This is a genomic window from Hydrogenophaga palleronii NBRC 102513, from assembly GCF_001571225.1.
Classification (GTDB): Bacteria; Pseudomonadota; Gammaproteobacteria; order Burkholderiales; family Burkholderiaceae_C; genus Hydrogenophaga; species Hydrogenophaga palleronii.
In genome coordinates this window covers 39,099-58,147 of the sequence record NZ_BCTJ01000022.1, presented here as the reverse complement: position 1 = coordinate 58,147, position 19,049 = coordinate 39,099, and the positions used below count along the sequence as shown (strand labels likewise).

The following is a 19,049-nucleotide window of genomic DNA, read 5'->3' as shown; positions in this document are numbered from 1 at the left end:
TTCGAAACAACAAGGAGATAACCACGATGCTTGAAATGGTGATCAATGCCCGCGAGGCGGACCTCGGCCACGGCCTGAAGGTCAAACGTGTGCTGCCCTATGCGAAACGCCGCATGGTCGGCCCCTGGATCTTTGTCGACCACGCCGGGCCGGTGACGCTGCCCGCGGAGAACACGCGCGCCGCGGACGTGCGGCCGCACCCACACATCGGCCTGTCCACCGTGAGCTACCTGCTCAGCGGCCAGGTGGAGCACCGCGACAGCCTGGGCGTGCACCAGTTCATCAACCCCGGTGACGTGAACTGGATGACCGCGGGTCGCGGCATCACCCATTCCGAGCGCTTCACGCACCCGGACTCGTTCGCTGGCGGTGGCCTGGAGCTGATGCAGCTGTGGGTGGCCTTGCCCGAGGCGGACGAAGAGACCGACCCGGCCTTCACCCACTACCCCGCGGCCGACCTGCCGCTGCGCGACGAAGGCGGCGTGTGGATGCGCCTGATCGCCGGCGAGGCCTATGGTTTGAAGAGCCCGGTGAAGACGCATTCGCCGCTGTTCTACCTGCACACCGAATGGCAGGCCGGGGCCAGCAAGGCGCTGCCGGGTGGCCACCGCGAGCAGGCGGTGTACGTGGCGCGCGGCGAGATCGAATACGACGGCCAGACCTACACGCCCGGCCAGCTGCTGGTGTTCGGCGACGACGCCGATGCGGTGATCACCGCGCGCAGCGCGAGCACGCTGATGATCTTCGGCGGCGAGCCGCTGGGCGAACGCCACGTGTACTGGAACTTCGTGTCCTCGCGCAAGGAGCGCATCGAACAGGCCAAGGCCGACTGGGCCGCCGGCCGCATGGCGCTGCCGCCGGACGACAACCAGGAATGGATTCCGCTGCCGGCTTGAGCCGGCTCACGCGGCCGCAGCCGCCGCAGGGCTTGCTGCGGCCCTGCGCGCTCAGATGACCGTGTTGGCCTCGGCTTCCAGCGCCTTGCGACGGGCCATGGCCAGGTTGGCGCGGCTGCGGTCGAGCACGTAGTAGAGGAACAGGCCTTCGTGTTTCTCCACCGGACGGATGATGTGGTACTGGTTGTCGAGCGAGATCAGGATGTCCTCGATCTTGCCGCCGATGTTGAGTGACTTCATGGTCTTGAGCTTGGCGCGCACCACCTCGGTGTTGCCAGCGGCGGCGATGTCCATGTCGACGCCGCTGCCGACCGACTCCAGCAGCATGCCGCTGGTGTAGTCCACCAGGGCGGCGCACATCGCGCCTTCTGTTTTCATCAGTTCGTTCAGCAGTTCTTTGGGTGAATTGGACATGGTGTCCTCCGGGAATGTGCGCCGGTTGGCGCGGGTTGAAAACGGTTCAGGCGGGTGCGGCGGCGGCATCGCCCAGCTGCGCCACCGCATGGCGGCAGGCCCACAGCAGCTGGCCCAGCACCGCCTCGGTGCTGGCGATCACGGCCAGCACCAGGTCACCACCGGGCAGCGGCACTTGCAGGGCCACGATCAGGCCCTGGTCCGACTCAAGAATCAGCCGCCGCGGTGAGCCGTGCCCGGTCTCGCGCGTGAGTGCGCTGGCCAGGCCGGCGAGCGAGCTCGACATGGCGGCCACCCGGTCGGCCTCCTGGCTCACGCGCAGGGTGGAGGCCACGGTCAGGCCGTCGGCGCTGGCCAGGGTGGCGTTGAGCACGCCGGGCGTCTCGCGCTGCAGGCGCGCGAGCAGGTCGGCGAACTTGGCGATGGTGATTAGGGACAAGGGATTCGTCATGCGGTGGGCGTGCGTTCGGACGCAGCGGCTTGGGGTTCGTGAACGTGTTCAACCTCGGCCATGCTCACGAGCACGGAGAGCAGCAGGCGCACGTCCGCAGCGCGGCGCACGTCGACATCGATCACGGGCACCGCAAAGCCGGCCTCGGCCAGGCGTTTGCAATAGGTGTCGAGGTCGGGTTGGGGATGGCTGTCGAGCCGGCCCACGCCCACCACCATGCGGCGCGGGCCGACGTGGGGCGCGAAGGCCTGCAGGTAATGCGCGACCGCCGCCACCGGATCGGGCTGGCTGTTGTCCACCAGCACGATGACGCCGAAAGCACCTGCGCCCAGGATCGGCCACATGAACGAAAAGCGCTCCTGGCCCGGCGTGCCGAACAGCTTGAGCGTGACGCCGTCGTCCAGCCGGCATTCGCCGTGGTCGAGGCCGACGGTGGTCGAGACCTTGTCGCCCATGGCCTCGCCGCTGATGGGCACTTCGGTGGACAGGGTGCCGCCGTCGCTGATGGCGCGGATGGCTGTGGTCTTGCCCGCACCCATGGGGCCCGAGAAAACCACCTTGAGGCCGGCGGGCGGGATCTGGGCGAGGTTCACCATAGCTTCAAGCGTTCGCGCAATTGCCCCAGCCAGCCGGGTGCGGCGGACGGGGCGGGAGGGGTGGGCGCCGTTGGCGCAGGCTCTGCGGCCAGCACCGCACCGTGTTCGGCCACACCGACCAGCTGGCCACTCAACAGGAACCACTGCACCGCCTGCAGCGGCAGGCCGCTGAGCCCGCCGAGCTCGGCCAGGCTGTGCGGCCGCGCGGTCAACAAGGCGGCCAGGCGCGGGTGGCCGGGCGCCATCAGGGCCACGGCCTCGGGCCAGCGGCGCAGGTGCCAGCGCGCGGCGGCCAAGGGTGGCGGCGCAGCGTTCAGGTCCACCAGCCGTTGCGAGAGGCGCCAGACGAAATCGCGCAGGGCGTGGCTGGGTGCGCTGTGCAGTTGCTCCTCGTCCACACGGCCGGCCGGGCGCAGCGTGCCAGGGTGGCACTCGCCGGCCAGCAGCATCTCGATCGGCGCGGCGGTCTGCATGCGGTGGCGCGGCGCGTCGATCAGCAGCAGGTGGCCGGAGTGCAGCGGGATGATGCAGCGCGGCGGCGCTTCGGGCCCGACGGCCTGGCGCAGGCTCTGAAACAGCGCCGCGAGCCCGGCGCTCTGGTCGGCCAGCGCGGGTGGGTGGATGCGGGCCAGCGCCTTGTGCAGCGCGCCCATCACGTTGCTCATGCGCAGCGGTGCCGGCACGGTGATGGTGCCGGGGTCGGTGGCGCAGGTGGCCGGGCCCTCGGTCACCTGCACACGCACACCGGGGTGGCTGGTGTCGCAACCGGCGGGCACGAAGACGATGTTGCAGGCCGCCAGCTGTTCACCGAAACGCAGGCGCAGGCTCATGCTGCCGTCGAGCAGGCGCACCAGCACGCGCAGCACCGCGGCGTCCTTGTCCTGCAGCGCAAGCGCGCCGATCACCAGCTCGCGTTCCACGGCGCACGCGTCCACGGTCGGGGGTCGGGTGCGCGTCGCTGTCGGGACAGAATCGTCTGCATGCCGGGGCTCCTCCTTGCTGCGTATCTCTGTGCTCATCCACCACCTTCAGCGCCGGGCCGCACCAAAGCAGCGGCGCCATCGCGCTGACGCGATGGGGGCATACATCAGGTTTGGTCGGCGTTTGCTCTCAAAACTTGAGCAACGAACAGCCACCAGCCCTGGATACAGGGATGAGCGGTGCCGCAAGACCGATCGGCGGCAGCCGCGGCCTCAGAGCTGCCGCAGCAGGCGCCCGACGCTGGCCAGCGCGGCGTCTCGCGTGGCGGCGTCGGTGGCGCTGTCGTCCAGGTAGGCAGTGACGATCAACGGGGCCCGCTGCGGCGGCCAGGCGATGCCGATGTCGTTGGCCGCGTCGCCGGCCGTGCCGGTTTTTTCGCCCACCCGCCAGTCAGCCGGCACACCGGCACGCAGGCGCTTGCCGCCGGTGGTATTGGCCAGCAGCCATTGCCCCAGCCGCTCACGCGAGGCCGGCCGCAAGGCCTCGCCCAGCAACAGCGTGCGCAGGGTGTGGGCCATGGCGCGTGGCGTGGTGGTGTCCAGCGGCGCACCATCGGCCGGGCGGCGGTTCAGCCCGGGCTCGTTGCGGTCCAGCCGCGTGACCGTGTCACCCAGTTGGCGCGCGTAGGCGGTGAGCGCGGCCGGGCCGCCGTAGCTGGCGAGGATGAGGTTGGCGGCGGTGTTGTCGCTGGTGGTGATGGTGGCCTCGCACAGCTGCGCCAGGCTCAGGCCCTCGCCACCCACGTGGCGCTCGGTCACGGGCGACCACGGCACCAGGTCTTGCGCGCGGTAGCGGATGCGCCGCTCCAGCGACTCCTCGCCTCGGTCGGCGCGGTGCAGCACCAGCGCGCTGGCCAGCAGCTTGAACGAACTCAGCATGAGGAAACGTTCGTCGGCGCGCCAGCCCTGTTCGCGCCCGGTGGCGGTGTCGATGATGTGCACGCCCAGGCGGCCCCGCGCCCGTGCTTCGATCTCGCGCAGGCCTGCCTGCAGCGTGCCCGTGTCGGCCCAAAGATTTCCCGTGGTCAAGCCGACCAGGGTGGCGGTGGATGCCCTGCAAAAGAATCGCCGATCAATCATGAAGTTCTCCTTGAAAAGCGCCGTATCGTAGGCAGGCTGGTGGACCACTTCAAATGGAAATAATCGAGGTCACACCCAAGAAAAACCGAGGACGACCCCCATGGACCTACCACTCAATGCCCTGCGTGCCTTCGAGGTGTCGGCACGTCACCTGAGCTTCACGCGCGCCGCGCAGGAGCTGAACCTGACGCAGACCGCGGTGAGCCAGCACGTGAAGAATCTGGAGCAGCGCCTGGGCAAGCCGCTGTTCCGCCGCGTGCCGCGCGGCCTGACCCTGACCGACGAGGGCATGGCCTTGTTGCCGACCCTGGTGGACGCGTTCTCACGTGTCTCGGCAACGCTCGAATCCTTCAAGGGTGCGCACAGGCGCGAGGTGCTGTCGGTCGGTGCCGTGGGCACCTTCGCGGTCGGCTGGCTGCTGCCGCGCTTGCGCGACTTCCAGGCGCGCCACCCGTTCGTGGAGCTGCGGCTGTTCACGCACAACAACCGCATCGACCTCGCGGCCGAGGGGCTGGACTGCGCGATCCGCTTCGGCGACGGCCAATGGCCTGGCCTGCAGACGCGGCACCTGCTGGACGCGCCACTGGCACCGGTCTGCGCCCCCGCGCTGGCGCACCGCATCCGCACGACCGACGACCTCCGGCGTGAGACGCTGCTGCGTTCGTACCGGACCGACGAGTGGACGCAGTGGTTCGAGGCCGCGGGCGGGCACTGCCCGCTGCTCACCGGGCCGACATTCGACGCCTCGCTGGTGCTGGCCGACGCGGCCGCGCAAGGCGCGGGCGTGGCGCTGTTGCCGGTGGCCCTGTTCGACCGCGACCTGCAGAGCGGGCGGCTGGTGCGCCTGTTCGACGTGCAGGTGGACGTGGGCAGCTACTGGCTCACGCGCCTGAAGACGCGGCGCAAGACCACGGCGATGAAGGCGTTCCAGGACTGGATCGAGGCGCCGCACCCGGCATCGAGACCCGGTTGAGGCACCGGCGCGCCACACCGCTGGTGGCGGGCTGAATCCGCCTAGAGCCCGAGCGCGCTCAGGCCCGGATGGTCGTCGGGGCGGCGGCCCAGAGGCCAGTGGAACAGCCGTTCGCTCTCGTGGATCGGGCGGTCGATGATGCTGGCGTGGCGCTGCTCCATGTAGCCATCGGCATTGAACTGCCAGTTCTCGTTGCCGTGCGAGCGGAACCAGTGGCCCGAATCGTCGCGCCATTCGTAGACGAAACGCACGGCGATGCGGTGGGCGTCGAAAGCCCACAGCTCCTTGATCAGCCGGTAGTCCAGCTCCCTGGCCCATTTGCGCACGAGAAAGGCGTGCACCGCGTCGCGGCCCACCGGGAACTCGGCGCGGTTGCGCCAGCGCGTGTCCTCGGTATAGACCTTGACCACACGGTCCGGGTCGCGCGAGTTCCACGCGTCTTCGGCCAAACGCACCTTCTCGATGGCCGACTCGCGCGTGAACGGCGGCAGGGGTGGACGTGATTCCATGAAAGTCCTCGTCTGAAGAAGCGGACCGTGCGCCACGCGCCCATCCAGGGGCGACGAGGGTCCGGCTTCGCCGGCCCAAGCCGCCGCCCCCCTTTCAGGGGGGACGCGCGCAGCGCGGCGGGGGGTCAATATTGCTTGTACGGCAGGAACTTGCCCGACATGACGATCTGCACGCGGTCACCGTTCGGATCGGCCTGGCGCTGCATGTCCATCTTGAAGTCGATCGCGCTCATGATGCCGTCGCCGAACTCTTCGTGGATCAATTCCTTGAAGGTGGTGCCGTACACGCTGACGAGTTCGTAGAAGCGGTAGATCAGCGGATCGGTGGGCACCGAGGTGGGCAGCGAACCCTTGTAGGGCACGACCTGCAGCCACCTCTGTTCATCGACACTGAGGCCGAAGATCTTGCCCAGCGCCTTGGCCTGTGCAGGCGTGGCCGTCATCTGGCCCAGGCAGAGCGCCGTGGTCCATTCCTTGGACTGCCCGACCTTCTTGGCGACGTCCTCCCATTTCAGGCCTTTGCTGACCTTGGTGTTGATGATCTTTTCAGTGACTTCGAGTCGGCTCATGGTGATTGCCTCTTGGTTGACGAAACGGTTGAGTGAAAGGTTTGATCCAGGGGCACCACGGGTCCGGCTCCACCGGCCACAGGTGCTGCCCTCTTGAGGGGGTCGCGCGAAGCGCGGCAGAGGTGGTCAATGGGCTCGCGCCCGCGAGACCAGAAAGTCCACGATGTGGTTGCGCAAGTCGTAGTAGCCATCCAGGTGATGCAGCTGCGCGCGTGTGCGGCTGCGAGGCAGCGGGTTGACCACCACCTCGGCCATGCCGCCGGGCACGTAGCCGCTCGGGCCCTCGTTGCCGTTGCTCATGAGCAGGATGCGGTCGGCCAGCAGGATGGCCTCGTCCACGTCGTGCGTGATCATGAAAACGGTCTGCTGCGTCTCGCGCACGATGGCCATCAGCTCGTCCTGGATGGTGCCGCGCGTGAGCGCGTCCAGCGCGCCGAAAGGCTCGTCGAGCAGCAGCATCTTGGGCTGGATGGAGAAGGCGCGCGCAATGCCCACGCGCTGCTTCATGCCGCCGGAGAGCTGGCTCGGCTTCTTGTCGATGGCGTGCGACAGGCCCACCAGCGCCACGAACTTCTCCACGTGCGCATTGAGTTCGGCGCGCGGCTTGTCGGGCCAGCGCGACTTGACCGCGAAAGCGATGTTCTGCCGCACCGTGAGCCAGGGCATGAGCGCGTGGCTCTGGAACACCACGCCGCGCTCCAGACTGGGGCCGGCAATCTCGCGCCCGTCCATGAAGCAGTGGCCCGCGCTGGCCGTGTCGAGCCCGGCCAGCACGTTGAGGATGGTGGTCTTGCCGCAGCCGCTGTGGCCGATGATGCAGACGAACTCGCCCTTGTCGATCTGGAAGGACACGTCGGCAAACACCGGCTTGTCGGCCTGGTAGGCCTTGGCGAGTTGCTGCACCTGCAGGAAACCGGTGGTCATCTTGGGGACTTTCGTTGAAGCGGCGGGCAATGCGCCGGACAAGGAGGCGGTGCGCTCGCTGGATTCACTCCACATAGGTCACCGCCTTCTGCAGTTGGGCGAACATCAGGTCGAGCAACATGCCGACGACGCCGATCAGCAGCACGGCGAAGATCACGTTGGTGAGCGACAGGTTGTTCCACTCGTTCCAGACGAAATAACCGACACCGGTGCCACCCACCAGCATCTCGGCGGCCACGATCACCAGCCAGGCGATGCCCATGCTGATGCGCATGCCGGTGAGGATGGTGGGCGCGGCCGCCGGCAGGATCACCTGGAAGGCCTTGCGCAGCGGGTTCACCTCCAGCGTGCTGGCGACGTTGAGCCACTCGCGCTTGACCGACGCGACACCGAAGGCCGTGTTGATCAGCATCGGCCATACCGAGCAAATGAAGATCACGAAGATGCCGCTCACGTTCGAGTCCTTGAGCGTGTACAGCGCCAGCGGCATCCAGGCCAGCGGACTGATGGGCTTCAAGACCTGCACGAAGGGATCAAACGCCTTGCGCATCAGCGGCGACATGCCGATGAGGAAACCAAGCGGGATCGCCACCGCCATGGCCAGCGCAAAACCCAGGCCGACGCGGGCCAGCGAGTGCGCGAGCTGGATGCCGATGCCCTTGTCGTTCGGGCCCTTGTCGTAGAACGGGTCGGACAGCTGGGCCCAGCTCGCCTTGGCGACTTCGAGCGGCGGCGGGAAACCGGTGCTCTTGGCCGCACCGGGGTCCTTGCCCATCATCCTGGCGTACTCGATTTCTTCCGCCGTCATGCCGGCCGAAGAGCCGCCGATGCTGGGGCCGGTGGTGGAGAGCTGCCACACCCCCACGAACACGGCGAACAGCAGCAGCGACACCAGGGCGGAGCGCAGATTGAGGTTGAGCTTGTTCATGCTCCAGCGGCCTTCTGGATCGCGAAGCTCTTCAGGTACTCGGCAGGTTTGGCCGGGTCGAACACCTTGCCCATGACGGTGTGCTTCACATAACCCGGGCCGGCGGTGAAGGGCTGGCCGAGCTCCTTCATGTGCTTGCGCGCGTCGGTGATGAGGAACACTTTTTCGGCGATCTGCTGGTAGTTCACATCGCCCTTGATGTAGCCCCAGCGCTGCATCTGCGTGAGCATCCACACCGCCATGCTCTGCCAAGGCATCGGGTCGAAATCGGCGCGGTCGGGCACGGTCTGGATCTTGCCCAGGCCGTCGGCGAAGCGGCCGGTGAGCACCTGCGTGAGCACAGCCTCGGGCTGGTTGAGGTACTGGCTGGGCGCGATCACCTTCGCGATGAGTTCGCGGTTCTTCGGGTCGCGCGCCATCGCGGCCGAGGTGAGCACCGCGCGGTACAGCGCCGCGAAGGTGTTGGGGTTCTTCTGGATGAACTCGGCGCTGGTGCCAAAGGCGCAGCAGGGGTGGCCGTTCCAGAGGTCCTTGGTGAGCACGTGGATGAAGCCGACCTCGTCGAAAACCGCGCGCTGGTTGAACGGGTCGGGGCCGAGGAAGCCGTCGATGTTGCCGGCGCGCAGGTTGGCCACCATCTCGGCCGGCGGGATCACGCGCAGCTGCACGTCGGTGTCCGGGTTCAGGCCGGCTTCGGCCAGGTAGTAGCGCAACAGGAAGTTGTGCATCGAGTACTCGAAGGGAATGCCGAACTTGAAGCCCTTCCAGTTCTTCGGGTCGCGGTTACCCTTGTGCTTGAGCGCCAGCGTGATGGCCTGGCCATTGATGTTCTGGATGGTCGCCACGTTCATCGGCGTGGGGTTGCTGCCCAGGCCCATGGAGATCGCCAGCGGCATGGGCGAGAGGAAGTGCGAGGCGTCGTACTCCTTGTTGATCATCTTGTCGCGCACCAGAGCCCAGCCCGCCGTCTTGGTCACCTCGACGTCGAGCCCCTGCTTGCTGTAGAAGCCCAGCGGGTGCGCCATGATCAGCGGCGTGGCGCAGGTGATCGGGATGAAGCCGATCTTGAGCTTGGTCTTCTCCAGCGTGCCGGGCTTGCCGACCTCTTGCGCCATGGCCTGCATGGTGCCCACCGGCAGCACGCTGGCGATGGCCGCCATGGCCGTGCCCTTGCCGACCGCGCGCAGGAAGCGGCGGCGCACCTCGTCGTGCGGGAACAGCGCCTTGACCAGCGTGGCTTCGATGAACTGATTGCTGTAAGCCTCGAACTCGGCGGTCTCGCTGCGCCGGCGCAACTCAATGGCGGCGCTGTCGGCCGCCACCTCGGCGTGGTGGTCGGCCACGGTGTGGTCGCGCCCGCAGCTGCACTTCATCATGAGCGGACGGTCGGCGTTGTAGGGATCGAAGAATTCGGACATGGCGCACCTCGTGTGTTGAAGACGGGGTGGGCTTTGCAAGCACCGGGCCAGAAACGCCGCCGCAGGCGCCATGGATCGCCTGCGTGCGCAAGTCGTGCCGCGCCGACCGACGCGGTGTAGGGCCAGCCCTACACGGAACGGCGTTTCAGCCGGTTTTGGGGGCGCGCGCGTGGCGCTCGGCGTAGAGCGCGAGTTCCACGTCGTTCTTCACGCCGGTCTTTTCCAGCACGCGTGCACGGTAGGTGCTCACGGTGTTGGGCGCCAGGCCGAGTTGCGCACCAATTTCGCTCACGGTGCGCCCCTGTGTGAGCAGGCGGTAGACCTGGTACTCGCGGTGCGACAGCGCCTCGGGGCCACTCTGTGCGCCAGCGCTGCCCACGGCGGCGGCCAGCGCCTCGGCCGTGGCCTGGCTCACGAACACCGCACCGCCGGCGGCCTTGCGCACCGCGGCCAGCATGTCGTCGGGGTCGGCACTCTTGTTGAGGTAACCGCAGGCGCCCAGGCGGATGCAGCGCACCGCGTACTGTTTCTCTGGATAGGTGCTGAGCATGAGCACCGGCAGGCGCGGGTATTCGCGCTTGATGGCCAGCAGCACGTCCAGCCCATCCAGCCCCGGCATGGCGATGTCGAGCAGCACCAGGTCCAGCCCCTGGCTGCCGCCCAGCGCCGCCACCTCGGCCAACACCTCGGGCCCGGTCTGCGCTTCGGCCACCACCTGGACGTCGGGCGCGTCGGCCAGGATCTGCTTGAGCCCCTCGCGCACGATGCGGTGATCGTCGCCGATCAACACGCGGATGGTTTCGGCCAGCACATCAAAGGTCGTGTTCATGGTTGTTGCCGTCAAGGGGCTCCGCTGAATCGGATTCGCCGGGTCTCTGGTGCCGCCCCTTGGGGGGTGACGCCGCAGGCGGCACGGGGGGGAGCGTCAAAGTGAATCGCGTGCCTTCGCCCGGTGCGCTGTCGATCTGGATGTCGCCGCCGAAATGGCGCGCCCGCTCGCGCATGCCCATCACGCCGTAGGCGTTCGCGGCTTCGAACGCATGCGGCGGCGCACCCACGCCATTGTCTTGCACACACAGGCTCAGCGCAGTACCGCGCACGACGATGTGCACACCCAGCCGGTCGGCGTGCGCATGGCGGCCGACGTTGCTGAGCATCTCCTGGAAGATGCGGAACACCGCCATGGCCAGCGGCTCGGGCGGCTCGGGTGCGTCGGCCACGGCCATGTGCCAGTCCAGCGCCATCTCGGCGGATTGCACGAACTCCTGCGCCTGCCACTCCAGCGCCGCCCACAGGCCCTGGTGGTCGAGGATGCTGGGCCGCAGGTCGGTGATGATGCGGCCGACGTTGTCCACCGCGGTCTCGATCAGGCGGCTCATGTTCTGGCATTTGCAGCGCATGCGCTCGCGCATGTCGTGCGCCGCCTCGGCGCTGCGCTGCTCCTGCTCGGACAAGCGCTTGTCCATCCAGTTCACGTCCATCTTGAGCGCCACCAGCAGGCTGCCGAGCTCGTCGTGCACCTCGCGCGCGATGCGGGTTCGCTCGTCCTCGCGCACGGTTTCCGAACGCGCCGCCAGTTCGCGCACCTGTTTCAGGGCAGTGGCCAGTGCGAGCGTGCGCTCACCCACGCGCTCTTCGAGCTGGTCCTTGGCGCGCTGCAGGGCATCGGCCGCGCGCTTGCGTTCGGTGATGTCGACGAAGGTGACCACCGCGCCGCGCACCGCGCCGCCGTCCACGATGGGGTGGCTGGAGTACTCGACCGGGAAGCACGAGCCGTCGCGACGCCAGAACACCTCGCTGTCGATGCGGCAGGGCAGGCCCTGGCGGAAGGCGTTGAAGATCGCGCAGTCCTCCACCGGGTAGTGCGCGCCGTCGGCGTGCGAATGGTGGGTCAGGTCGTGCATGTTGGCGCCCAGCAGCTCGGCCGGCTCGAAGCCGATCATGCGCGCGCCGGCGTGGTTGATGAAGACGCACAGGCCGTCGAGGTCGACCCCGAACACTCCTTCGCCGGTGGACGCCAGCAGCAGGGCCAGCGGGTCGCGCCAGGCGCCGTTGGACGGCGCTTCGGGGCGGCTGACGAGGTGGGCGGATTCCAGTGGCATGGTCCCGTACACAAGCAATGGATGTGCCAAAGTGGTGCAAATGGGCCGGATGGGGTGACAATCACCCGTTTTCCCGCCCGTTCACCGCCGTTACCTGCCATGGCCTTCTTCTCTGCCCTCTTCGCCAACCGCAACGACAGCGCCAGCGTGTACCGGCGCCGTGTCGAGGCGCGGCGCGCCGGCGTGCGTGCTTCGGTCACGGCCCTGCGCGCGGCCGAGCTGCTGCGCGCGCCCACCGCGCTGATGCAGCTCAACGAGTCCGAGGCGCTGACGGTGGTGGGCTACATGGCAATGCGGCGCTGCGCCGAAGGTGAGGCGGTGATCCGCCAGGGCGACAGCGGCGGCACCGGCGACGACGGCTTCATGGCCCTGGTGATCGACGGCGAGATCACGGTCGAGACCGAAGACATGGGCCGCATCGGGCCACACACCGTGAACGTGCTGGGCCCGGGGCACCTGATGGGCGAGATGTCGCTGATGGACGGCGCGGCCCGCTCCGCCACCTGCATCGCCAGCACCGACGTGCGCTGCGCCGTGCTCACGCGCGAGGCCCTGACCACCCTGATCACCGAAGAGCCGGCCACCGCCGCCAAGCTGCTGAGCGCGGTGGCGCTGCGGCTGAGCCACCGCCTGCGCGAAGTTGACGGCAAGCTGCGCCTGTACAGCCAGCTGGTGCAGAGCATGCAGCAGGAAATCCACCGGCTGGTGCCGGACATGGACTGAGGGCGACGGCAGCAGAGCCGTCGCCTGCGCTCAGGCGGTTTCCTTGTAGAAGTAGTCGCGCCGCACGTCACGCGGCGCCAGCGGCTCCACGCTCAGGCGGATGGCTTCGATGTGCTGCGGCGTGGTGCCGCAGCAGCCCCCCACGATGTTGACCAGGCCCTCGGCCGCGAACTCGCGCAGCAGGCGGCTGGTGTCTTCCGGCGTTTCGTCAAAGCCGGTGTCGCTCATCGGGTTGGGCAGGCCGGCGTTGGGGTAGCAGCTGATGAAGGTGTCGCCCGCGGCCTTGGCCAGCTCCTGGATGTAGGGCCGCATCAGCGCCGCACCGAGCGCGCAGTTCAGCCCCACGGCCAGCGGCTGCAGGTGGCGCACGCTGGCCCAGAAGGCGGTCACGGTCTGGCCGCTGAGGATGCGGCCCGAGGCATCGGTCACGGTGCCGCTGATGATCAGCGGCAGGCGCAGGCCGGACTGCTCGAAGAACTGATCCACCGCGAACAGCGCGGCCTTGGCGTTGAGCGTGTCGAAGATGGTTTCGACCAGCAGCACGTCGGCACCGCCCTCGACCAGGGCCTCGACCTGCTCCAGGTAGGCCGCGCGCAGCTGCTCGAAGGTGACGTTGCGCGCCCCGGCGTCGTTCACGTCCGGGCTGATGCTGGCGGTCTTGGGCGTGGGGCCGAGCGCGCCGGCCACATAACGCGGCTTGTCGGGCGTGCTGAACTTGTCGCAGGCTTCGCGCGCGATGCGGGCCGAGGCCAGGTTCATCTCGCGCGCCAGGTGCGCCATCTCGTAGTCGTCCTGCGCGATGGTTGTGGCGCCGAAGGTGTTGGTTTCGATCAGGTCGGCACCGGCGGCCAGGTAACCTTCGTGGATGTCGCGGATGACCTCGGGCCGCGTGAGGCTGAGCAGCTCGTTGTTGCCTTTGACGTCCTTGTGGAAGTCCTTGAAGCGCTCGCCGCGGTACTCCACCTCGCCCAGCTTGAAGCGCTGGATCATGGTGCCCATGGCGCCGTCGAGGATGGCGATGCGCTGCTTCAGGATCTCGGGCAGCGCTTGGGCATGGGTGTAGGCGGAGGCGGTCATGGCCTCGATTGTATGAAGCCACCCCGCGCCCGGACCGGCCGGCGAACCGGCGGCCTTGCGAATTCCCCGACAATAGCCCGCTATGAAACACCTCACGCCCCAGCAAGCCTGGGCCTGGTTGCAGGCCGAAAGCGAGCAGCGCGCCGCCCGCGGCGACGCGCCTCCGCTGTTCGTGGACGTGCGCATGGAAATCGAATCGCTGTACGTGGGCCGTCCGCCCGGCGTGGAAAACATTCCCTGGTACGAGTACCCCGACCTCATGCCCGACCCGGCACGTTTCGCCGAAGCCGTGGACCGCGAGGCCGGCTCCAAGCAGCGCCCGGTCCTGCTGATCTGCCGCAGCGGCAAACGCACGCTGGACGCCGGCAAGGCGCTCGAAGCCGCCGGCTTCACCGACATCGCGCACGTGCTGCACGGTTTCGAGGGCGAACTCAACGACGACTTCAAACGCTCCAGCATCAATGGCTGGCGGTACGAAGGCCTGCCCTGGGAGCAGATGTGACCGGCGCTTGGACGACAGGTATTTGACCCAAGTGAATCACGACATGATCGACATCGCGCCGGGCAGCGAAATCCTGGAGACCAGCCTCGGCGTGCTGCACGAGGTATTCGGCTACGACAACTTCCGCGGCCCGCAGGCCGAGATCGTCTCGCACGTGGGCGGTGGCGGCGACGCGCTGGTGCTCATGCCCACCGGCGGCGGCAAGTCGCTCTGTTACCAGGTGCCGGCCATCGTGCGCGAGCGCGCCGGCCAGGGCCTGACGGTGGTGGTGTCGCCGCTGATCGCGCTGATGCACGACCAGGTCGGCGCGCTCATCGAAGCGGGCGTGGCCGCGGCCTTTCTCAACTCCAGCCTGTCGAGCGAAGACGCGCAGCGGGTCGAGAAAGAGATGCTGCGCGGCGAGCTCACCCTGCTGTACGCGGCTCCCGAACGCCTGACCACGCCGCGTTTCCTCGCCCTGCTCGACTCGCTGCTGGAGCGCGGCAAGCTGGCGCTGTTTGCAATCGACGAAGCGCACTGCGTGAGCCAGTGGGGCCACGACTTCCGCCCCGAGTACCGCGGGCTGGCGGTGCTGCACGAGCGTTTTCCGCAAGTGCCGCGCGTGGCGCTCACCGCCACCGCCGACGACCTCACGCGCGCCGACATCATCGAGCGCCTGCAGCTGCAGGAAGCGCGCACCTTCATCAGCAGCTTCGACCGCCCCAACATCCGCTACCAGTTGGTGGAGAAGAAGGACGCCACCTCCCAGCTGCAGCGCTTCATCCGCGACGAGCACCTGGGCGCCGACGGCCACGACGCCGGCATCGTCTACTGCCAGTCGCGCCGCCGCGTGGAAGAAGTGGCCAGCATGCTGAGCGAGGCCGGCTTCAACGCCCTGCCCTACCACGCCGGCCTGGACGCCGCCGTGCGCCAGCGCCACCAGGACCGTTTCCTGCGCGAAGAAGGCCTGATCATGGTGGCCACCATCGCCTTCGGCATGGGCATCGACAAACCCGATGTGCGTTTCGTCGCCCACCTGGACATGCCCAAGAACATCGAGGGCTACTACCAGGAGACCGGCCGCGCCGGGCGCGACGGCGAACCCGCCACCGCCTGGATGGCCTACGGCCTGCAGGACGTGGTGAACCAGCGCCGCATGATCGACGAAAGCCCCGCGGCCGACGAGTTCAAGCAGGTGCTGCGCGGCAAGCTCGACGCGCTGCTCACCCTGGCCGAGGCCAGCGACTGCCGGCGCGTGCGCCTGCTGTCCTACTTCGGCGAAGCCAGCCAGCCCTGCGGCAACTGCGACAACTGCCTGACACCGCCCGAGCTGTTCGACGCCACCGAGTCGGCGCGCAAGCTGCTCTCGTGCATCTACCGGGTGCAGCAGGCCAGCGGCACGGCCTTTGGCGCCGGCCACATCATGGACATCCTGCGCGGCAAGGCGACCGACAAGGTCAAGCAGTACGGGCACGAGAAACTCTCCACCTTCGGCATCGGCGCCGACCTGTCCGAAACGCAATGGCGCGCCCTGCTGCGCCAGCTGATCGCACGCGAAGCGGTGCAGGTGCACGACGCGCCCTACAACACCCTGCACCTGGCCGACGCGGCGCGCGACATCCTCAAGGGCCAGCAGCAGGTCTGGCTGCGCACCCTGGCCGACAAGGCCGCGGGGGCGACGCGCAGCGGGCGGCAACGCGCGGCGCGCGCCACCGCCAAGGACGAGGGCGTGCCGCTGAGCCTGTCCGAGCGCGACTGCCTGGAAGCGCTCAAGGCCTGGCGTGCCGAGGTGGCACGCGAACACAACCTGCCGGCCTTCGTGATCTTCCACGACGCCACCCTGCGCGCGGTCGCTGCCCGCAAGCCGGAAAGCCTGGCCGATCTGGACGGCATTGCCGGCATCGGGCAGAAAAAACGCGAGGCCTACGGCAGCGAGGTGCTGCGCGTGGTGAGTGCTTTCGTCTGAGGCCGGCGCGGCCACTTCGCCGCCGCTGTTCACCTAGGTGTGACAGGGCCTTCTACCTATGGTTGCAGGCCCGAAAAACCCGGTTTTCGGCCTCAAGTTCGCGCCCCGTTTGCCGATGATTCTGGTGAGGCTGGGAATGGGTTTCCCGAGCGAAGAAGCCACGAAACGGAGCGCGTCATGTTTTTCAGGTTGCCATGGTTTGGGAAGTCCCGGGCAGCGAAGCCGCAGTACCACGACACGCAAGTGCTGGAGCTGGACTTCCTGGTCGACGAATTCCACGAAGCCATGTCCGACATCCAGGACCCGGTGCAGCAGCGCATGCACGCCGCGCTGATGTCCTGCCAGAGCCCGAAGGACCTGTGGTTCCTGCGCAGCAAGCTGTTCGGTCTGATTTCCAAGCACCACTGCGAAAGCGTGGCCAACAGCCGCGTCGCCCGGCTCGACCAGAAGCTGCGCTTCTTCGTCACCAACCACCCGGACTACTCGTCGGAAGATCTGCCCAGCGGCCCGATGGCCTTGTTGCACTGATCCTCCCGCGGTGCCTGCGGCCCGGCCAAGCCGGTTCCGCGGCACCCTGGAAAAAGAAAAGCCACCGCAAGGTGGCTTTTCTTTTGGGTGCTCGGCGTTCAGTGCATGAAGCCCATGCCTCTGGCTTCGCGCACTTCGGGCTTGATGCGGTGCTCGGCCTCCAGCTGGGCCATGAACTCCTCGGGCTCCAGCGCTTCGGCCAGGATCTCCACCTGGCGCTTCACCGCGGCAAAGTCACCCGGGCAGAGTTGCTCCAGCCTGGCGAGGCGGGCGGCCAGCGCCGCATCGAGGCGCGACGCATCGCCGCCGAGCGCTTCCACCACGAACATGGTTTCGCGCTGCTGCGCGGTGAGTGGCTTGAAGCGGATCTTGAAGGTGAAGCGCCGCAGTGCCGCCTGGTCGATGCGGTCCATCAGGTTGGTGGTGCAGATGAAGACGCCGGCAAAGCGCTCCATGCCCTGCAGCATCTCGTTGACTTCGGTCACCTCGTAGGTGCGTTGTGCGCCGCGCCGGTCCTGCAGGAAGCTGTCGGCTTCGTCGAGCAGCAGCACCGCCTTCTCGGCCTCGGCCTCGCGGAACATTGCGGCCATCTGCTGTTCGGTCTCACCCACGAACTTGCTCACCAGGTCACTCGCGCGGCGGATCATGAGCGGGCGGCCGAGCTGCTGCGCGATGTGTTCGGCCAGGGCGGTCTTGCCGGTGCCGGGTGCGCCGTGGAAACACAGGCAGCCGTGGCCACGCGCCTTGAGCGCGGCGATCACACGCGGCAGCTCGTAGCGCGACTCGACGTTGAGCATGTCCAGGCTGTATTGCGTGGCGCTCGGGCGCTGCACCAGGTCGGGCTTGCGGCCCAGCGCGAGGTCGGCGTTCTTCAACTGCCGTTCGATCAGCTCGTCGAGCACGGGCGCGGCCTCCGCCGCGCGCGCCTTCGCGCCACGCCGTGCCGCCGGCTTCGGCGGCGCCACCGCGAGCTGCGCGAAGCGCAACGCGGTGCGGATCTGCGCTGGTGTGAGGCCCTTGCGTTCGGTCAGCCGCGCCACCAGCCCGTCGGACACCGGCGCGCCTTCGAGCGTCTTGCGCACCAACTGCTCGCGCGCACCGGGCGGCGGGCTCTTGAGTTCGAGGTGGTAGGCGAAGCGGCGGCGGAACGCCGGGTCGATCTGTTCGATGCGGTTGGTCACCCACAGCGTGGGCACGGCATTGGTCTCCAGGATCTGGTTGACCCAGGCCTTGCCGCTGACGCTGCCGGTGTGCGGCGCCGCCACGTGGTCGGCGCGTGCCATGAACTGCGCGGCTTCGCTGGAGATCGGCGGGAACACGTCCTCCACTTCGTCGAACAACAGCGCCGAGTGCGCCGTGCCCTTGAGGAACACCTGTGCAATCTGCAGCGAGCGGTAACGGTCGCGGCCCATGAGGGCATTGCCGTCGCGGTCGGCGTACTCGACCTCGAACAGCTCCAGCCCGGCCGTCTGCGCCACCACGCGCGCGAGTTCGGTCTTGCCGGTGCCGGGCGGGCCGTAGAGCAGCACGTTCACGCCCGGCTCCTTGCGCGCCACCGCTTCGCGCAGCAGGCCGCAGAGCAGGCGCACGTCTTCGCCCACGTAGTCAAAGTCCTTCACGTTCAAGGCCGAGCGCGCGGCGGGCCGCGTGAACACCGCCATCAGCTCGCTCTGCGTGCGGTACTCGCGCATCAGCACCGGCGGCAGTTTTTCGCTCACCTTCATGAGGTCGGCGAGGTCGGTGATGTTGTGTTCGGAGATCAGGTTCTCGACCATGCCGATGCGCTCCAGCCGTGAGCCGGCGCGCAGCGCCTCGCCCACTTCGCTGGCCTTCACACCGGCCACGTCGGCAATGGCCGCATAAGCCTCGGGCGCGTTGTTGACCTTGAACTCGACCAGGATGGAGCGCAGGTCGCGCTGGTAACGCGCCAGCGTGCCGTAGAGCAGCAGTGCGCGCTCGGCGCGGTTGAGCTGCAGCAGGCCGGCCAGCGCGTCGATGTTCTTCTCGACCAGCGTGGACTGCTTCTTCAACGAATGGCTGAGCCACTCGCCGGTGACGGCGAGCACTGACAGCAGGTCCTTGGGTGACTCCTTGGCGTACTCGTCCAGGTAGAAGAACAAGGTGCCTTCTTCGTAGGGGCCGCGCCAGATGCCGTAACGCTCCATGAAGGCGTTGGTGGTCAGGCGGTCGTGGCCGGTCCAGAGCTCGTTGTCCTTGCAGCGGCGGTGCAGGAATTCGCGCAATCGCGCCAGCACGGTGTGCGGCCAGACCAGGTGGCGCCCGGCCAGGGACAACAAGGTGTTGAGGTCGCGCCGCACGTTGAAGCGTGGGCCCTGGCGCGCGGCCAGGGTGAGCACGAAGTGCGAGCACATCAGGTCAAGCACCGGCGCATGGCGCAGGCCATGCGGCACGAACACACGGCCTTCAGGGCCGA

General features: G+C 67.9%; 20 protein-coding genes. 6 read left to right on the top strand and 14 right to left on the bottom strand.

Annotated features, from left to right (window positions below):
• Positions 1–26: 26 nt before the first annotated feature.
• Positions 27–896: a pirin family protein gene (locus HPA01S_RS15415; protein ID WP_066271645.1), complete on the top strand. Its 870-nt coding sequence runs from the start codon at positions 27–29 to the stop codon at positions 894–896.
• A gap of 51 nt (positions 897–947) precedes the next feature.
• Here HPA01S_RS15415 and HPA01S_RS15410 read toward each other — a convergent pair whose 3' ends face one another.
• The 5 genes from HPA01S_RS15410 to bla form a co-directional block, all read right to left on the bottom strand.
• Entirely contained in the window at positions 948–1,310 is a 363-nt protein-coding gene (locus HPA01S_RS15410) for a hypothetical protein (protein ID WP_066271666.1), read from the bottom strand.
• A 46-nt stretch (positions 1,311–1,356) separates the two neighbouring features.
• Complete coding sequence (locus tag HPA01S_RS15405) at positions 1,357–1,749, bottom strand: roadblock/LC7 domain-containing protein (RefSeq protein ID WP_066271644.1); 393 nt, start codon at positions 1,747–1,749, stop codon at positions 1,357–1,359.
• Between the two features lie 8 nt (positions 1,750–1,757).
• Positions 1,758–2,357 (bottom strand): GTP-binding protein, encoded by a 600-nt coding sequence (locus tag HPA01S_RS15400; protein ID WP_157085051.1) that lies wholly within the window; start codon positions 2,355–2,357, stop codon positions 1,758–1,760.
• On the bottom strand, positions 2,351–3,292 hold the full coding sequence (locus HPA01S_RS15395) for a hypothetical protein (protein ID WP_157085050.1): 942 nt from the start codon (positions 3,290–3,292) through the stop codon (positions 2,351–2,353). Before HPA01S_RS15395 ends, HPA01S_RS15400 begins: the two co-directional genes overlap by 7 nt.
• A 258-nt stretch (positions 3,293–3,550) precedes the next feature.
• The gene (gene bla / locus HPA01S_RS15390) at positions 3,551–4,417 is read right to left on the bottom strand and encodes a class A beta-lactamase (protein WP_157085049.1); all 867 of its coding nucleotides are present in this window, start codon (positions 4,415–4,417) and stop codon (positions 3,551–3,553) included.
• Between the two features lie 100 nt (positions 4,418–4,517).
• Between bla and HPA01S_RS15385 the strand changes: the two genes are divergently transcribed.
• Positions 4,518–5,390: a LysR family transcriptional regulator gene (locus HPA01S_RS15385; protein WP_066271642.1), complete on the top strand. Its 873-nt coding sequence runs from the start codon at positions 4,518–4,520 to the stop codon at positions 5,388–5,390.
• Between the two features lie 41 nt (positions 5,391–5,431).
• Here the strand turns inward: HPA01S_RS15385 and HPA01S_RS15380 are convergent, their stop codons facing one another.
• The 7 genes from HPA01S_RS15380 to HPA01S_RS15350 form a co-directional block, all read right to left on the bottom strand.
• On the bottom strand, positions 5,432–5,899 hold the full coding sequence (locus HPA01S_RS15380) for a nuclear transport factor 2 family protein (RefSeq protein WP_066271641.1): 468 nt from the start codon (positions 5,897–5,899) through the stop codon (positions 5,432–5,434).
• 125 nt (positions 5,900–6,024) lie between these two features.
• A complete protein-coding gene (gene cynS / locus HPA01S_RS15375) occupies positions 6,025–6,468 on the bottom strand; it encodes a cyanase (protein WP_066271640.1) in 444 nt (147 codons plus the stop codon).
• Positions 6,469–6,594: 126 nt separating this feature from the next.
• Positions 6,595–7,467 carry an ABC transporter ATP-binding protein gene (locus tag HPA01S_RS15370; RefSeq protein WP_066271639.1) on the bottom strand — a complete coding sequence of 291 codons (873 nt, stop codon included), beginning with the start codon at positions 7,465–7,467 and terminating at the stop codon, positions 6,595–6,597.
• Entirely contained in the window at positions 7,457–8,320 is an 864-nt protein-coding gene (ntrB, locus tag HPA01S_RS15365; protein ID WP_066271638.1) for a nitrate ABC transporter permease, read from the bottom strand. The genes HPA01S_RS15370 and ntrB overlap by 11 nt, the downstream gene beginning before the upstream one ends.
• Positions 8,317–9,738 (bottom strand): CmpA/NrtA family ABC transporter substrate-binding protein, encoded by a 1,422-nt coding sequence (locus tag HPA01S_RS15360; protein ID WP_066271637.1) that lies wholly within the window; start codon positions 9,736–9,738, stop codon positions 8,317–8,319. Before HPA01S_RS15360 ends, ntrB begins: the two co-directional genes overlap by 4 nt.
• A gap of 145 nt (positions 9,739–9,883) precedes the next feature.
• The gene (locus HPA01S_RS15355; RefSeq protein ID WP_066271636.1) at positions 9,884–10,567 is read right to left on the bottom strand and encodes a response regulator; all 684 of its coding nucleotides are present in this window, start codon (positions 10,565–10,567) and stop codon (positions 9,884–9,886) included.
• Positions 10,551–11,840 (bottom strand): sensor histidine kinase, encoded by a 1,290-nt coding sequence (locus HPA01S_RS15350; RefSeq protein ID WP_084360721.1) that lies wholly within the window; start codon positions 11,838–11,840, stop codon positions 10,551–10,553. The genes HPA01S_RS15355 and HPA01S_RS15350 overlap by 17 nt, the downstream gene beginning before the upstream one ends.
• 99 nt (positions 11,841–11,939) lie before the next feature.
• Between HPA01S_RS15350 and HPA01S_RS15345 the strand changes: the two genes are divergently transcribed.
• The gene (locus HPA01S_RS15345; protein ID WP_084360720.1) at positions 11,940–12,563 is read left to right on the top strand and encodes a cyclic nucleotide-binding domain-containing protein; all 624 of its coding nucleotides are present in this window, start codon (positions 11,940–11,942) and stop codon (positions 12,561–12,563) included.
• 30 nt (positions 12,564–12,593) lie between these two features.
• Here HPA01S_RS15345 and HPA01S_RS15340 read toward each other — a convergent pair whose 3' ends face one another.
• Entirely contained in the window at positions 12,594–13,640 is a 1,047-nt protein-coding gene (locus HPA01S_RS15340) for a homocysteine S-methyltransferase family protein (protein WP_066271635.1), read from the bottom strand.
• A gap of 82 nt (positions 13,641–13,722) precedes the next feature.
• Here HPA01S_RS15340 and HPA01S_RS15335 point away from each other — a divergent pair, with 82 nt between their 5' ends.
• The 3 genes from HPA01S_RS15335 (at position 13,723) to HPA01S_RS15325 (ending at position 16,615) form a co-directional block, all read left to right on the top strand.
• The gene (locus HPA01S_RS15335) at positions 13,723–14,142 is read left to right on the top strand and encodes a rhodanese-like domain-containing protein (protein WP_066271634.1); all 420 of its coding nucleotides are present in this window, start codon (positions 13,723–13,725) and stop codon (positions 14,140–14,142) included.
• Between the two features lie 43 nt (positions 14,143–14,185).
• Complete coding sequence (gene recQ / locus HPA01S_RS15330; RefSeq protein WP_066271633.1) at positions 14,186–16,087, top strand: DNA helicase RecQ; 1,902 nt, start codon at positions 14,186–14,188, stop codon at positions 16,085–16,087.
• A 177-nt stretch (positions 16,088–16,264) separates the two neighbouring features.
• Entirely contained in the window at positions 16,265–16,615 is a 351-nt protein-coding gene (locus tag HPA01S_RS15325) for a hypothetical protein (protein ID WP_066271632.1), read from the top strand.
• Between the two features lie 98 nt (positions 16,616–16,713).
• Here the strand turns inward: HPA01S_RS15325 and HPA01S_RS15320 are convergent, their stop codons facing one another.
• Positions 16,714–18,987 (bottom strand): ATP-binding protein, encoded by a 2,274-nt coding sequence (locus tag HPA01S_RS15320; protein WP_370670996.1) that lies wholly within the window; start codon positions 18,985–18,987, stop codon positions 16,714–16,716.
• Positions 18,988–19,049: the final 62 nt, after the last annotated feature.